At 67.6% G+C, this 14,472-nt stretch carries 11 protein-coding genes and 2 pseudogenes; 7 read left to right on the forward strand and 6 right to left on the reverse strand.

Annotation, left to right across the window (positions count from 1 at the left end; all coding sequences use genetic code 11):
• Positions 1–18: 18 nt before the first annotated feature.
• From B9D87_RS05215 to B9D87_RS05225, 3 genes are all read right to left on the reverse strand, one after another.
• A complete protein-coding gene (locus B9D87_RS05215) occupies positions 19–297 on the reverse strand; it encodes a DoxX family protein (RefSeq protein WP_007771509.1) in 279 nt (92 codons plus the stop codon).
• 77 nt (positions 298–374) lie between these two features.
• Positions 375–1,232: a sugar phosphate isomerase/epimerase family protein gene (locus B9D87_RS05220; RefSeq protein ID WP_007771508.1), complete on the reverse strand. Its 858-nt coding sequence runs from the start codon at positions 1,230–1,232 to the stop codon at positions 375–377.
• Complete coding sequence (locus tag B9D87_RS05225) at positions 1,229–1,831, reverse strand: hypothetical protein (protein WP_007771507.1); 603 nt, start codon at positions 1,829–1,831, stop codon at positions 1,229–1,231. Before B9D87_RS05225 ends, B9D87_RS05220 begins: the two co-directional genes overlap by 4 nt.
• A gap of 239 nt (positions 1,832–2,070) precedes the next feature.
• Between B9D87_RS05225 and B9D87_RS05230 the strand changes: the two genes are divergently transcribed.
• The 7 genes from B9D87_RS05230 (at position 2,071) to B9D87_RS05260 (ending at position 10,478) form a co-directional block, all read left to right on the forward strand.
• Positions 2,071–2,754: a TetR/AcrR family transcriptional regulator gene (locus tag B9D87_RS05230; RefSeq protein ID WP_007771505.1), complete on the forward strand. Its 684-nt coding sequence runs from the start codon at positions 2,071–2,073 to the stop codon at positions 2,752–2,754.
• A 249-nt stretch (positions 2,755–3,003) separates the two neighbouring features.
• Entirely contained in the window at positions 3,004–4,206 is a 1,203-nt protein-coding gene (locus B9D87_RS05235; protein ID WP_007771504.1) for a cytochrome P450, read from the forward strand.
• Positions 4,206–5,042 carry a mycofactocin-coupled SDR family oxidoreductase gene (locus tag B9D87_RS05240; RefSeq protein ID WP_007771502.1) on the forward strand — a complete coding sequence of 279 codons (837 nt, stop codon included), beginning with the start codon at positions 4,206–4,208 and terminating at the stop codon, positions 5,040–5,042. The genes B9D87_RS05235 and B9D87_RS05240 overlap by 1 nt, the downstream gene beginning before the upstream one ends.
• Before the next feature lie 29 nt (positions 5,043–5,071).
• Positions 5,072–6,040, forward strand: coding sequence for an enoyl-CoA hydratase/isomerase family protein (locus tag B9D87_RS05245; protein ID WP_007771501.1), 969 nt, complete (start codon positions 5,072–5,074; stop codon positions 6,038–6,040).
• A 19-nt stretch (positions 6,041–6,059) separates the two neighbouring features.
• Positions 6,060–8,423 carry a CaiB/BaiF CoA transferase family protein gene (locus tag B9D87_RS05250; protein WP_007771496.1) on the forward strand — a complete coding sequence of 788 codons (2,364 nt, stop codon included), beginning with the start codon at positions 6,060–6,062 and terminating at the stop codon, positions 8,421–8,423.
• On the forward strand, positions 8,420–9,181 hold the full coding sequence (locus B9D87_RS05255; protein ID WP_040630370.1) for an SDR family NAD(P)-dependent oxidoreductase: 762 nt from the start codon (positions 8,420–8,422) through the stop codon (positions 9,179–9,181). Before B9D87_RS05250 ends, B9D87_RS05255 begins: the two co-directional genes overlap by 4 nt.
• Before the next feature lie 19 nt (positions 9,182–9,200).
• Entirely contained in the window at positions 9,201–10,478 is a 1,278-nt protein-coding gene (locus tag B9D87_RS05260; RefSeq protein ID WP_040630367.1) for a hypothetical protein, read from the forward strand.
• Here the strand turns inward: B9D87_RS05260 and B9D87_RS05265 are convergent.
• The 3 genes and pseudogenes from B9D87_RS05265 to B9D87_RS05275 form a co-directional block, all read right to left on the reverse strand.
• A pseudogene (locus B9D87_RS05265) lies at positions 10,475–11,832 on the reverse strand (HNH endonuclease signature motif containing protein). The gene B9D87_RS05260 and the pseudogene B9D87_RS05265 overlap by 4 nt on opposite strands.
• A 132-nt stretch (positions 11,833–11,964) precedes the next feature.
• On the reverse strand, positions 11,965–13,086 hold the full coding sequence (locus tag B9D87_RS05270) for a M24 family metallopeptidase (protein ID WP_007771492.1): 1,122 nt from the start codon (positions 13,084–13,086) through the stop codon (positions 11,965–11,967).
• Positions 13,087–14,310, reverse strand: a pseudogene (locus B9D87_RS05275) (M24 family metallopeptidase); the annotation flags it as partial.
• Positions 14,311–14,472 lie beyond the last annotated feature (162 nt).

The following is a 14,472-nucleotide window of genomic DNA, read 5'->3' on the forward strand; positions in this document are numbered from 1 at the left end:
CCAAAGGTTCGGTCGTGATCAGATCGCGTGGTCCGCAAGGCGGCGGGATGTAGGCCGCATCGTCCACGAGCCGAACGTGAGAGCAAGGAAGACAGCCGGCAGCAACGCGGTGGCGACCGAATCGTGAACCGATAAGTGCGACACAACCGCGCCGGTGTAGACGAAAGTCGCGCCGGCATAGGCCCATTCCTTGAGCCGCGGAAACCGTGGGGTGAGCAGTGCGATACCGCCCAGCGCATACCAGACACCGAGCAACACACTGAAGTAGGTCGGGTAGCCCAAGTGCTGCAGCACCACCCGCGCACGCGGAATCCGGAAGGTATGACCCGCGGCGGCCGCAGAATGTGACCGGCGTTGAACCTGTTGGAACGAAGCTATCCGGTTGCGTCAGGTTTTTCGGGACGGCCCTGTGACAACAAACGGCGGGCGGCCTCGACGCACGGGCGCAGACGGTCGATAGGACTCACCCCGGCCAGCGCGAACGATCTTCGGGGAACCTCGATTTCGATGATGGTGTCACCGGGCAGCGCCGACAGCAGGTCATGCAGCGGAAGTTCCCCCTCACCGGGCACCATCCGCTCGAACATGGCCTCCTCCAGGTAGTTGTCGCCGCGTGGCCGCAGCGTCGTGTCGTTGAGTTGGGCGTAGCCGATGCGCTCGGGGTCGACGGCAGCGAGCTCGGCGGCCCCGGCACCCGACCGCACCAGGTGCATGGTGTCGATCAACATTCGGAAGTCCGGCCGGCCAACGTATTCCGTGGCGGCCAGCGCGGAGCTCAGGTTGCCGATGGTCAGGCCGGGCACCGGTTCGACGACCGTGCCGATATGGCGCTGCGCGGCGAGCTCGGTCAGTGCGGCGAACTGGTCGAGCGTTCGGGGCAGGTCGGGGTCCAGGCTGACCACGTTGATCCGCGGCACAGCGAGCTCGGCCAGCGCGTCGAGGTCGCCGCCCAGCGCGCTCACGTCGGCGCCGGGCCGCACCAGGAAACCGTCGCCGAGCGAGACGCTCACGCCCCGATCGCCCATCGCGGCGAGCAGGTTCTTCCGCAGAACGGCGTCGTCCCGCAACGAGAACGGGGGATAGCCCAGCGGCACCAGCGGCATCCCCTGCACGGCGACCGAGACGTACCGGCAACCCAGGTCCGCGGCCAGATTCACCAATTCGATTGGGGGCAGCCCGAATACGCTGAGCATGCCGATGCCGAGGCGGTCCGCGCGCCCCGAGGCCGTCATCCGGGACGACCTACCAGCTGGGCCAATTGTGCCGCGCCCTGGGCCGTTTGGGTGGTGAGCACGATCCGCCCGGACGTGGCGGGCTGTTCGATGATCGGCGCCTCCAGGACCATGTTGTCCCGGAGGAAGGCCACGTGGTCCTGCAGATGCGCGCCCGTGAATGCGGCCCACGCTGCCGCCGACGGCGGATCCAGCACAAGCGTCAGTTCGTAATAGTCCGCGGTCAACGCCTTTGGCGGGTCGACGCGGACGAGGCCGAGCTGCGTGGTCTCGGGGCCCAACGTGTAAACGGTGGTCCGCCCGATGTCACAGGTGGTGAGGGCGTCGGTCGGCTTAACCGGAGCGTTCGGATCGGTGGCCGGGCACTTCACGGCGGGCGTCGTCGGCTGCGACTTCGTCACCGGACGGACCGGCAGCGGCGCGATCTTCACGACCGGCGGCGGCGGGGGTGACGGCGCGGTCGTGCCGGGCGGCGCGGTGGTCGACGAGGTGGGCGGCGCGGGCTTGTGCGCCTGTTGACAGCCACACAGCGCCGCCGCGAGCAGCCCGGCAGACCCAAGCCAGGCGGCGGCACCACGCGCGCTGAATCGGTGAATCATCGTCAGCGCACTCTACCTGCAGGGGCGTCGATTCCAGGTGCGACGGGAACTCCTGCACCGCAATTTCTTTGGCGCCCGGCGGCGCGCCGCGTCGAAATCGCACAATTCGACGAGGGCTGCCGCAGCGGCCTGGCCTGCACACATGCGGCATTCCGGCGCGCACGGAAACGCGTTCTTTACTGACACTACGAATATAGAGTAAGGTCGCCGTCGAGAAGACTGTCGCCGTCGAGAAGACTATGGATAAACGCCGAAAGCCCAACCCCGCTGAGCGCCGCCGCGATCTGTGCGACGCGGCGATCCAGTTGTTGGCCGATGACGGCGCCAAAGGGCTCAGCCATCTGAAGGTCGACCGCGCCGCCGGTGTGCCGGACGGCACCACGTCGTTCTATTTCCGTACCCGGTCCGCGCTGTTGCGCGCGGTGGCCGAGCGCTCGGCCGAGCTCGACCTCGCCGAACTGCAGGCGATCGCGGACAGCTCGGACGGCGACGGCGGGGATCACGCGCCGTCGCGGTTGTCGCAGGTGGTCATCCAGGCCGGCAGCGATCCGCAGTTGTACCGGACCAGGGCACGCTACGAGCTGACCATGCAGGCCACCCGCGATCCCGCGCTGGCCGCGATCCTGCAGCAGGCCACCGACGAGTTCACCAAGCTGCACCGGGAGATCCTGGTGCAGCTCATGCCGCACGGCGCCGAGCTGGATCCGGCCGTCGTCGACGACCTGAGCAACGTCACGCTGACGTTCATCAACGGCCTGCTGCAGCGGTTCGCCCACGGCGACCGGATCATCGACAGCGCCGAGCAGCTCGACGGGATCCTGTCGGCGATCGCCGCCGGCATCTTGAAGAGTTCCGACAAGGGGCGGCTGACCCAGGCCGGCGGTCTGCGGGTAGTGCGCAGCACGGCGGCCGGGTCCGCGTGAGGACGCCGCCGGGACACGTCATGCGGGGCTATGGCTCTTGCCACGGCACGGGCTGTATGGTTCTCTACGAGAATAGAGTAAGCCCACGTTCATGCGTCGCTTTCCGCGGAGCTTGTGCAGAAGTCAGAACGACGCAATTAAGCGGAGTGTATAAATTGCCCCGACCGAATCCAGCGCTGCGACGCTGGCAGCGCTAGCCCTGGTGCAGGTCATGCGGGCGTCTAAAACTGCAGCGGTAGGAGGGTTTTCGTGACGGCGAGCACCGATAGCCATGTTCGGTTCGATCCCTACGATGTCGGGTTGATCGCCGACCCGTATCCGATGTTCGCGCGATTGCGCGAAGAGGCGCCGCTTTATTACAACGCCGAATACGATTTTTACGCGGTGAGCCGTTACGCCGATGTCAGCAAGGCGCTCGTCGACCACGAGACCTACAGCTCCGCGCGCGGCGCGATCCTGGAACTGATCAAGGCCAACCTCGAAATCCCGCCGGGCATGTTGATCTTCGAGGACCCGCCGATCCACGACGTGCATCGCAAACTGCTGTCGCGCATGTTCACGCCACGCCGGATCGCCGCGCTCGAGCCGATGATCCGCGACTTCTGCGCGCAGCTGCTGGATCCGTTGGTGGGATCGGGCCGCTTCGACTTCGTCACCGACCTGGGTGCGCAGATGCCGATGAAGGTGATCAGCATGCTGCTCGGCATTCCGGAAGACGACCAGGAGTACATCCGCGACCGGGGCAACGCCCAGCTGCGCACCGAGGCGGGCAAGCCCATGAGCGCCGCCGAGCATGGCCTGGCGGTGGGTGAACAATTCGAGGCCTACATCGACTGGCGCGGCGAGCATCCGTCCGACGACATCATGACCGAGCTTCTCAACGTCGAATTCGTGGACGAAACCGGCACCACACGGCGGCTGTCCCGCGAAGAGATCCTCGTCTACCTCAACGTCGTGGCCGGGGCCGGCAACGAGACGACGACGCGGCTGATCGGTTGGTCCGGAAAAGTTCTCGCCGAACACCCCGACCAGCGCCGTGACCTCGTCGAGAATCCGGCGCTCATCCCGCAGGCCATCGAGGAGCTGCTGCGCTACGAGCCGCCGGCGCCGCACGTGTCGCGCTACGTGACCCGCGACGTCACCGTGCACGACCAGACTGTGCCCGAGGGCAGCGTGATGATGATGCTGATCGGTTCGGCGTGCCGCGACGAGGCCCAGTTCGGGTCCGACGCGGGCGATTTCAACATTCATCGCACCGTCCGCCCACACCTCACCTTCAGCATGGGAACCCATTTCTGTCTGGGATCGGCGCTGGCCCGCCTGGAAGGCCGCGTCGCGCTGGAGGAGATCCTGAAACGATTCCCCGAGTGGGAGATCGACCTGACCAACGCAGTCCTGAGCCCGACCTCCACGGTCCGGGGGTGGGAGTGCATGCCGTCGCTGGTGCCCTGATGACCGGCCGGGTCGAGGGCAAGGTCGCTTTCGTCAGCGGCGCCGCGCGCGGGCAGGGTCGCAGCCACGCCGTCCGCCTGGCGCAGGAGGGCGCCGACATCATCGCGATCGACGTCTGCGGGCCGATCGACAACCTGGCCTACCCGCACTCGACGCCGGAAGACCTTGCCGAGACGGCGGATCTGGTCAAGAACCTCGACCGGCGCATCGTGACCGCCCAGGTGGACGTGCGCGACTACGACGCGCTGAAGGCGGCGGTGGACGGCGGGGTCGAACAACTCGGTCGTCTCGACATCATCGTCGCCAACGCCGGCGTCGGCACCGATGGCAGGAAGCTGCACAAGATCCGCGAGGACGTGTGGCAGGACATGATCGACATCAACCTCAGCGGCGTGTGGCACACCGTCAAAGCGGGTGTGCCGCATGTCCTTTCGGGTGGCCGCGGTGGATCCATCGTGCTCACCAGCTCGGTGGGCGGCCGCAAGGCGTACCCGAACACCGGCCACTACATCGCCGCCAAGCATGGGGTCATCGGCCTGATGCGGGCCTTCGCGGTTGAGCTGGGCCCGCACATGATCAGGGTCAACTCGGTGCTGCCCACCCAGGTCAGCACCACGATGGTGATGAACGACAACACCTATCGGCTGTTTCGCCCGGATCTGGAAAATCCCGGACCGGACGACTTCGCGCCCATCTCGCAAATGATGCACACACTGCCGGTGCCTTGGGTGGAAGCCACCGACATCAGCAATGCTGTCCTGTTCCTCGCCTCTGACGAATCGCGTTACGTCACCGGCGTTTCGCTTCCCGTCGATGCGGGCAGCTTGCTCAAATAGGCGCTAACCCCAAGTGAAAGAAGAAGCCCATGCCGGAATATGACTACGAAGAGCTGAAGAAGGAAGCCGAGCAGTACATCAAGTTCGAAAAGGACAAGAAGAACCGGATCGCCTACATCACCTTCGATCGTCCCGATGCGCAGAACGCCACCAGCCTGGGCATGCGGCAGAACTACGCGGACCTGATCCACAAGTGCAACGTGGACGACGACGTCAAGGTGGTCGTGATCCGCGGCGAGGGACAGGATTTCGGCAGCGGCGGCGACCTGCCCGAGCAGCGCCCGATGCTGGAGAACCCCGGCCTCCCACTGCATCACGAGCTCGCGATCAACGACGATGACGTCAAGTACCCGCCGGGTGGTTCGTACCGCTACCTGTCCACCGTCACCGACTTCTATGCCAAGGCCCGCGCCGGAAACCGTCCGCTGCAGGAACTTCGGAAGATCAGCATCATCGAGGCCAAGGGCTACTGCTACGGGTGGCACTTCTACCAGGCCGGCGACGCCGACCTGGTGATCTCCTCCGACGACGCACTGTTCGGGCACCCCGCCTTCCGGTACGTGGGCTGGGGACCGCGGCTGTGGTGGTGGGCCGAGACCATGGGTCTGCGCAAGTTCTCCGAGATGCTGTTCACCGGACGGCCGTTCAGCGCGAAGGAGATGTACGACTGCGGCTTCGTCAACAGCGTCGTGCCGCGTGACCAGCTGGAATCCGAGACCGAGAAATACGCCATGGCATGCTCACGGTCGCGCCCAACGGACACGGTCGCGGTGCAGAAGACCTTCCTCGAGCTGTACAAGCAGCACAAGGGCGAATACTTCGGGAGCCTGCTGACCGGCATGGTCGAGGGCATGCTGCCGATGATCCAGAACGACGCGCAAGAAGTTGACCTCACCGAAGGCACTTTCAACAAGGGCCTCAACAACGTGGTCAAGGACAACGACATGAACTTCCCGCCGGAGTGGCGCCTGAGCCGCTCGGGCCGCGCGAAGCCCTGACCGACTTGGCGGGGCGTGCATGTCCGCGCTGACGGGTATCAGGGTCGTCGAGTTAGCCGAATCCGTCGCGGGGGAGTACTGCGGGAAGCTGCTGGCCGACTTCGGCGCCGAGGTCATCAAGATCGAGGCGCCGGAGCGCGGCAGCGCGACCCGCGCCATGGCACCGCTCCTCGCCGACGGGTGCGACGGCAGCGCGTTGTTCGCCTACCTCAACACCAACAAGCGCTCCGCCGTCCTCGATCTCGGCTCTGAGGTCGATGCGGAGCGGCTGCGCCGGCTGATCGACACCGCGGACGCGGTCATCGAGGGCCGGGCCACGGACCGGTCCGCGCTCTACCCGTCGGTGGTCTTCTGCTCGATCACCCCGTACGGCCACGGGGTGCCCGCGGAGTTCGATAATGCCCGGAGCATCAACGTGTTCCACGCGAGCGGGTGGGGGTATCACACCCCGAGCCACCCGGACCCCGGTAAGCCTCCGCTGCAGGGTCCGGGCCGCTTCCTGGCCGACTACGAAGCCGGACTGGAGGCGGCGCTGTGTGTCGCGTCGTCGCTGTGGGGACGGCTGCACACCGGCCGGGGCGAGTTCATCGACATCTCCCAGCAGGCCGTGCTGGTCTCTCGCGCCGACTGCATCCTGGGCCGGTTCGTGACCGGGGAGGTGCCGGCCGGCGGCGAGCGGGGCGATTTCGATCAGGCCGGGCCGGCCTCGTTCTTCGCCTGTGCCGACGGCTTCGTCTACCTCTACATGACCAGCGGCGCGCACTGGTCCGGGGTGAAAACCTTGCTGGGCCATCCCGATTGGCTCGATGAGTTCGAGGACGACTGGCTGGAGTTCTCCGTCACCGCGCAGAAGGTCACCGCGTTTCAGCGCGGCTTCGCCGCCTGGGTCGCCGGCCTGCGCAAGGAGGAGGCCGCCGAACGGGCGCAGCGCCTCGGCGTGCCGCTGGTGCCCGTCAACGGCGCCGCGGACCTGCATCACTCGCCCCAATACCGGCATCGCGGCTTCTTCCAGCGCATTCGCCATCCGGTGCTGGGCGAAGCGGCGTATCCGACCGTGCCGTACGCGCTCAGCGCGTCGCCCGCGCGAATCGCCAGCGCCGCACCGGGTCTCGGCGAGCACACCCGGTCGGTGATGGAAAGCGTCGACATCCCGCGCGCACGGCCGACGGTCAAGTCGGCGCAACTGAAGCCACCCAGGGACGCCCGGGGCGGTCCGCTGGAAGGCGTGCGGGTCGTCGAGCTCACCAAGGTATGGGCCGGTCCGTACGCCGGCAAGCTGCTGGCGATGCTGGGCGCCGAAGTCATCAAGGTCGAGACGCCCGGCAACCCCGAGGAGATGCGCGCCTACGGCGGCACCGACATCAACCACGCTCCCTACTTCTTGAGCATCAACCCCGAAATCCTCAGCGTGGACCTCGATATCAAGTCGGCCGACGGTATGGCGCGGCTGCGCGAGCTGATCGCCCGCAGCGACATCGTCATCAACAACCTGCGCCCGGGCGCCATGGAGCGTCAGGGCCTGGGGTACCAACGGCTGGCCGAGATCAAGTCCGACGTCATCTCGGTGTCGATCAAGATGTGGGGCAACGACGGACCGCTGGGCCACCAAACCGGTTATGCCCCATGCTTTGCCGCGTTGGCCGGTCCGGCATCATTGGTCGGCTATCCCGATGGGCCGCCGCTCGGGACCAGCATGCGCTACGGCGACTCGACGGTGGGTGCGGCCGCCGCCTACGCCGCCGTGGTGGCGTTGCTGCATCGCGAGCTCAGCGGCGCCGGGCAATTCGTCGACGTGTCGGCCGTGGAGACCCTCTCCTCGATGATCGGTGACTGCCTGCTGGAGCAATCGCTGACCGGACGACCACTGGGTCCCAGCGGCAACACCAACCCCGACATGTGCCCGCACGGTTGCTACCCGTGCGCCGACGGCGGGTGGCTCACGGTGGCCGTCGCGAATGACTCCGAATGGCGGCGGTTGTGCGAGGCGCTCGGGGCGGCGCCGCTGGCCGACGAGCCCCGCTACGCCACACGTGAATCGCGACACCGGCACGCCGACGTGCTCGACGAGGATCTCTCCCGGCTCACCCGGGGCCAGGACGCGGAGCGGCTCGCCGAGCGCCTGCGCGCGGCCGGGGTGCCGGCCGCCAAGAGCGCCACCTCGATGGATGTGGTTGCCGATCAACGGCTGTGGGACCGCGAGCTGTACCGCTTCGTCACCGATCACCGCGAGGGCCAGCGACCGGTGCTGGGTCCGTCCTGGCGGATGGCGCGGCCGGCCCGGATCTCGCGCGGCGCGCCGGACCTGGGCGAGGACACCGACTACGTTCTTCACGAGATACTCGGCAAACAACCGATGGGCGGAACATGGCGACCCGGAACATGACGACGCTGGCGCAAACAGCGGCCCTGGTCACCGGCGCCAGCAGCGGCATCGGCGCGGCGACGGCCCGAGCGCTGGCGGCCCAGGGCGCGGCGGTGGCCCTGCTCGCGCGCCGCGCCGACCGGTTGGCGGAGCTGAAAGCCGAGATCGAATCCGCCGGTGGCACAGCGCTCGTGGTGACCGCCGACGTCACCGATGCCGAACGGGTGGCGTCCGCGGTGCAGCGCACCGTCGCCGAGCTGGGACGCCTCGACATCCTGGTGAACAACGCGGGCCTGATGCAGTCGGCACCCGCGATCGAGGCGCCGCTGCGGGATTGGGACCAGATGGTGGCCGTCAACGTGCAGGGCGTCCTCTATGCGACCCGCGCGGCGCTTCCCCACCTGATCGATGCGGCCGCCGACTCGCCGCGCGGGGTGGCGGACCTGGTCACCATCAGTTCCACCGCCGGCTGGGTGGCCAGGCCGAACACGGCGGTGTATTCGCTGACCAAGTTCGGGGTCAACGCCTTCAGCGAGGGTCTTCGCCAGGAGGTGCTCGGCAAGCGGGTCCGGGTCGGCGTGGTGGGCCCCGGAACCGTCGACACCGAAATCTTCAGCCACCTGGCCGAGACGTCACGCGAGGCGTTCGAACGCCAGACCGCCGGCATGGTGATGCTGCGACCCGAGGACATCGCGGATGCCGTGCTGTTCATGGTGACGCGCGACCGGCGCGTCGCGGTCAACCACATGCTGGTGCGCTCGGCCGAGCAGACCTGGTAGCGGCGTGGACCCGGAGTGGGTGACCGGCGATCACCACGGATTGCCGCTGCCGGTGGACCCCGCCGCGTTGCTCAGCGGGGGAGCGTCGTTCCTGACCAACGCGTTTCGGGCCTCCGGCGTGCTGGTGGAGAACAGCGTCGCCCGGATCGGCGAATTCCGGGAGATCGGCGGTGGCAGCACGGGCCGCAAGGTGATGCTGTCGGTCGAATACGACCGGCCCGCACCGACTCTGCACACCGATCTGTTCGTCAAGTTCTCCCGCGATCTCGACAATCCGGTGCGCGACCGCGGAAAGACCCAGATGGCATCCGAGGTCCGGTTCGCCTCGTTGGCGCGTGCGCCCGAATTCCCCATCGCGGTTCCGAGCCCGCAGTTCGCCGATTACCACGCCCGAAGCGGTACCGGAATCTTGATCACCGAGCGAATCGGCTTCGGCGCCAACGGGATCGAACCCCAATATCACAAGTGCCTCGACTACGAGATGCCCGATCCGGTGGGGCATTACCGCGCGCTGCTGACCGCTCTGGCGCGGTTGGCCGGCACACACCGGTCCGGTCGGCTGCCCGCGGCACAGGCCGCGCACTTTCCCCTCGATGTGGCGGCCGCGACGGTGGGCGAGCGGCGTCCGCTGTCGATGGAGAAGCTGCAACGGCAGGTGAACCGACTGGCCGAATTCGTCGCGGCCAACCCCGGGCTGGTGCCCGACGGGGTGGGCTCGCCACAGTTCCTGGCCCGGTTGGCCGACGAGGCGCCTCGGTTGGCTCTGTTCGAGGACGAGGTCGCGGATCACCTGGCCGGCGACGGCGATTACATCGCGCTGTGCCACTGGAATGCGAACATCGACAACGCGTGGTTCTGGCGGGATGGCAACGGCACTGTGCGCTGCGGCCTGATGGACTGGGGATGCGTCAGCCAGATGAACGTGGGTATGGCCCTGTGGGGGGCCATGTCGGGCGCCGAGAACGACATGTGGGATAACCACCTCGACGACCTGTTGGAATTGTTCGTCGCGGAATTCGAGCGTAGCGGCGGTCCGCGCCTGGATCCGGGCCGGCTACGCCGGCACACGCTGCTGTATGCGGCGGTGATGGGCGTGGCCTGGTTACTGGACGTGCCGGCGTTGACACGTAGGCGTTTCGACATCGCACCGACGAGCCGGATGGACCCTCGGATCAAGGACGATGAGGGCGTGCGCGCCCCGCTGCAGATGCTGTCGAACCTGCTGTTGCTGTGGCAGCGCCATCCGATGGGCGACCTGCTCGACGAGGCGCTGGCCGAGGAAGGGCGCGTCGCCTAGGGCACGTCGTCGTCGCGGTCATGCAGCAGTTTCTCGGGGTGGTGGAAGGTGTTGGTGCGTGGTTGGCCGCGGTCGAGGTGCGGGGGTGGGACCCATTCGGTGTCGGCTTTGGTGTTTTTGCGGGTCATCCAGCCACCCGGTTGCAGGAGGCGGTGGTGCGGTCCGCAGGCGAAGGTCAGGTCGTTGACGTCGGTGGTGTGGCAGGTAGCCCAGTCGGTGACGTGGTGGACTTCACTGTAGTAGCCGGGCACCGTGCAGCCCGGGTTTGAGCAGCCGCGGTCCTTGGCGTACAACACAATTCGCTGGCCGGGTGAGGCCAGCCGTTTGGTGTGATACAGCGCTAAGGCTTTGCCCTTGTCGAAGATCGCCAGGTAATGGTGGGCGTGGCGGGCCAGGCGGATCACGTCGCTCATCGGTAGGAGGGTGCCGCCGCCGGTCAAGCCGCGTCCGGTGGCGGCCTCGAGGTCCTGCAGCGTGGTGGTGACGACGATGGAGGCCGGTAAACCGTTGTGCTGGCCCACCTTTCCGGAGGCCAATACGGCACGCAGGGCGGCGTTGAGTCCGTCGTGGCTGCGTTGGGCCGCCGAGCGCGGATCGCGCTCGATCGCCTCCTGGCTGGGCGCCCCATCCACACACGGCGTCTCATCCAGGGGGTTGCACATCCCCGGCGCGGCGAGCTTGGCCAGCACGGCTTCCAAGGTGGCGCGGGCTTCGGGGTCAGCCAGCCCCGCAGCGCCGACATGCCGTCGGCTTGCTGATTACCCAGCGTCAGGCCGCGCGCCCGGGCCCGATCCTCGTCGCTGTAGTTCCCATCTGGGTTGAGGCAATCCGCCAAGAGGTCGGCGAGCTTGCCGAGTTGTTCGGGCCGATACCGGGTTCCCTCCGTGGCCAGCTTCGCCTCGGCCCGCTCGCGGGTCGCCATGTCGATCCAGCCCGGCAGCTGGTGGTAGAACTTGCGGATCACCGCCACCTGGCCAGTGCCGAGCGTGCCGTCGCGTTGGGCTGCCGCGGTGGCAGCCAGCGTCGGCGGCACGGATTCGCCGGTCAGGCCGTGGCGTGGACCCAAGTCGCGAGCCTCCCTGATGCGCCGAGAGGCTTCGGACCGGCTGATCAGCGTGGCCTCAGCGATGGCGTGGGCCAGCGTGGCGCCAAGCTCGTCGGAGGGGACCTGGCGGGCCAGGGAATTGATCAGCGGATGCTCGAGGGCCGGGATGCGCCGGCGCTGCCTTTCACAGCGCTCCAACACCGCCAACTGTTGGCGCGGACCCAGCGCCTCGACGTTCAACGCGCACAAGCGATCCCAAGCAGCATCGAGCGCATCAAACGCCGCCTCGACATCCTGCTGACCACTCACACCGCCAAACTAGCGATGCCCACCGACAAAAGACGCGTCGATGTGACCACTGGAACCACAGTGGCACAGGAGATTTGAGTTAATTGTCACTGGCGGCTCAACCCTGGAAAGGGCCGATTAGGTCGTCATCGCCTAGTCGCCCCAGGTCGGGCTCTGCGTCAGCACGTCGACCCCGCCCCCGGTGATGTGCACGGTGTCGCGGCGGAACACCGCGCCGACGCCGTGTTGCCACACGTAGCCGGTGATTGCCAGCACCATCCCGGCCTCGAGCACGTCGTGTTCGCCTGCGGCCAGCAGCGTTTCGGACACCACCGGCGGGTCGAAGCCCAGCCCGAGCCCGTGCGCCACCGGCATCGGCGGCACCGGCTCCCCGGCCTCCTCATAGGCGGCGAGCAGATCGCGGGTGGGTGCGCCCGGCCGGCACGCGGCAAGCATGCTGTCGTACAACGTTTTCGAGCGCTCGAAGAGCGTGCGTGCCTCGGCGGTGACGCCGTCGCCGGCCGGCCAGGTTCGGCCGACCTCGGCGACGTAGCCATTCACCAGGGCGCCTGCGGCGAACGCGACGAGATCACCCGTGCGGACCTCGTGAGCGGCCGCGCGGCGCCACGGTTGATCCGGCGAGGTGACCCATGCGGCGTCCTGGGTGGCCGGCGTGCTCACCCCGCCCGCGGCCATCGCCTCCATCATCGCCCCGGCCAGCGTCCGCTCGGAAACACCCGGCGCCAATTCGCCCAGCGCGGTGGCTAACCCGTGTTCGGCGACGCGCAGGGCCTGATCCATCGCCGCGATCTCGCCGGGCGTCTTGATGCGCCGCGCCGCACGCATCGCCGGCTCGGCGTCGACTAGCTCGGCATGGGGAAACGCCTCGGGCAGCAGCGCCGCGAAAGTCGGTGTGATCGCGTCGGTCCCGACCCGTCGCGCCGCATCGGCGCCGTCGACCTTGCGCAGGACATCGATGAGTGTCATCGGGTTCCAGGCCAGACCGTAAAGGTGGTCGTGGCCGATCTCTTCCGGAACGCCCTCGTCGTCGGTGCTGTTGAGGTAGATGTCCCCGGTGGCACGTACCAGCACACACATCGGACCGAACGGGCGGGTGCCGGCGATCCACAGCTGCGGAGCGCCGGTGACGTAACGGATGTTGGCCTGCCGGCCGAGCACCAGGATGTCCAGGCCGTGCTCATCCATCTGGGCCAGCGCCCGTTCCCTGCGGCCCGACCGCAACGCGGCTGCGTCGGGCAGAACTTCAGTCGCCATAGGGGTGTACGGGTAGTCGGTGATCGGCGCGTAGCCGTCTTCGGTGATCACCACGATCTCCTCACTGCGGTAGCCTCCCGTGCCGTCCTCCCAGACCACGGGTTCCAGCACCAGAACCATGCCCGGCGGGAAGACGAAGTTGTCGTCGAACTCCTCGCCGAGGTCCGTTCCGATCATCGGCGCTTCGGCGGGGTAGGTGCCGATGCCGTGGCCCAGGTAGAAATGCGGCAGCCACGGTTTGCGACCGCCGTTGGCCGCGATCGCCGCGCGAGCCAAATCGCCCGAGGTGGCACCGGCTTTGGTGACCGCGAGCACCGCGTCCACAATGGCGCGCCACTGCCGGAACTGGTCTTGTTGGCGTGGCGTGGGCGCCGCGCCGACCACCCAGGTACGGCCGAAGTCGGAGCAGTATCCGTGGTAGGTGATGCTGATATCGGTCCACAGCACGTCGCCGGCGGCAAGTTCACGATCGGTGGGCAGCAGCGGCAACGCCAGATCGCCGTGCGTCGTCCACACTCCGGCTTCCCGCGAGCTCGGCATCACCTGCCAGATGGCCTCCAGCATGTTGGTGGTGGCGCCCAGTTCGAACGCGCGGCGCACGAAGGTGGCCGAGAGATCGATCTGTCGCACACCGGGTTTCAACGCCTCCTGCACGTCCACGATCGCCCGTTCGGTGATGCGGGCCGCCCGGCGCAGACAGGACAACTCGTCGCGGGTCTTGACCAGTTGCGCCGCGCCGACCACGATCGCCGCGTCGGTCGGCGCGCCCGCGGGGAACAGCGTGCCCGCCGCCCGCCGCATCGCGCCGGTGAGTTCGTCGACGGCGACGTTTGCTCCCGGCGGAACGAGCCCGGCCAGCTTTCGCCCGAAATCCTGTACGCCATGGTCGAATTCGAGGTAGGCGGGACCGTGCAGATGGTCGTCGGGCACGGGATACTCTGCGGACGCCCCGCTGCGGAACGGCATGAAAAGGTGCGGATGCACGTCGTCGGCCAGCACGACGGCGACCGGGCGCTCCACGTGTGACAGGCCCGCGTCCAGGAGCGGCCAGCTGGCTCCGGTCGCATAGCCGACGTAGCCGTTCATCAGCAGGATCAGCGCGTCGACACCGTGTTCGGCCATGGCGGATCGCAGCCGCGCCCCGATCTCGGTACGCATCCGGACCCAGTCCGGTTCGTCGGGAATGTCGAGCACCGAGGCGCGAGCGGTAACCGAGTTGGTCATGCGGGGATTCCCAGGAATCTCTTGATGTTGCCGCCGACAACCCGAACGGCATCCTCGGGACCGACGGCGTCGATAAGGAAGCCGGTGATACCTGTCATGGGTTCACGGTAGACGTCAAGCACCGTCAGCACCGGCTGTCCGCGCTGATTCTCTGGAAGCGCC

Origin of the sequence: Mycobacterium colombiense CECT 3035, from assembly GCF_002105755.1 — a bacterium.
GTDB lineage: Bacteria > Actinomycetota > Actinomycetes > Mycobacteriales > Mycobacteriaceae > Mycobacterium > Mycobacterium colombiense.

What these genes read in the sequence shown, in the direction of transcription:
- B9D87_RS05250 (WP_007771496.1), top strand. Translation starts at nt 6,060, where the DNA reads ATGTCCGCGCTGACGGGTATCAGGGTCGTCGAGTTAGCCGAATCCGTC.
- B9D87_RS05270 (WP_007771492.1), bottom strand. Translation starts at nt 13,086, where the DNA reads ATGGCGACTGAAGTTCTGCCCGACGCAGCCGCGTTGCGGTCGGGCCGC.
- B9D87_RS05245 (WP_007771501.1), top strand. Translation starts at nt 5,072, where the DNA reads ATGCCGGAATATGACTACGAAGAGCTGAAGAAGGAAGCCGAGCAGTAC.
- B9D87_RS05230 (WP_007771505.1), top strand. Translation starts at nt 2,071, where the DNA reads ATGGATAAACGCCGAAAGCCCAACCCCGCTGAGCGCCGCCGCGATCTG.
- B9D87_RS05255 (WP_040630370.1), top strand. Translation starts at nt 8,420, where the DNA reads ATGACGACGCTGGCGCAAACAGCGGCCCTGGTCACCGGCGCCAGCAGC.
- B9D87_RS05220 (WP_007771508.1), bottom strand. Translation starts at nt 1,232, where the DNA reads ATGACGGCCTCGGGGCGCGCGGACCGCCTCGGCATCGGCATGCTCAGC.
- B9D87_RS05240 (WP_007771502.1), top strand. Translation starts at nt 4,206, where the DNA reads ATGACCGGCCGGGTCGAGGGCAAGGTCGCTTTCGTCAGCGGCGCCGCG.
- B9D87_RS05225 (WP_007771507.1), bottom strand. Translation starts at nt 1,831, where the DNA reads ATGATTCACCGATTCAGCGCGCGTGGTGCCGCCGCCTGGCTTGGGTCT.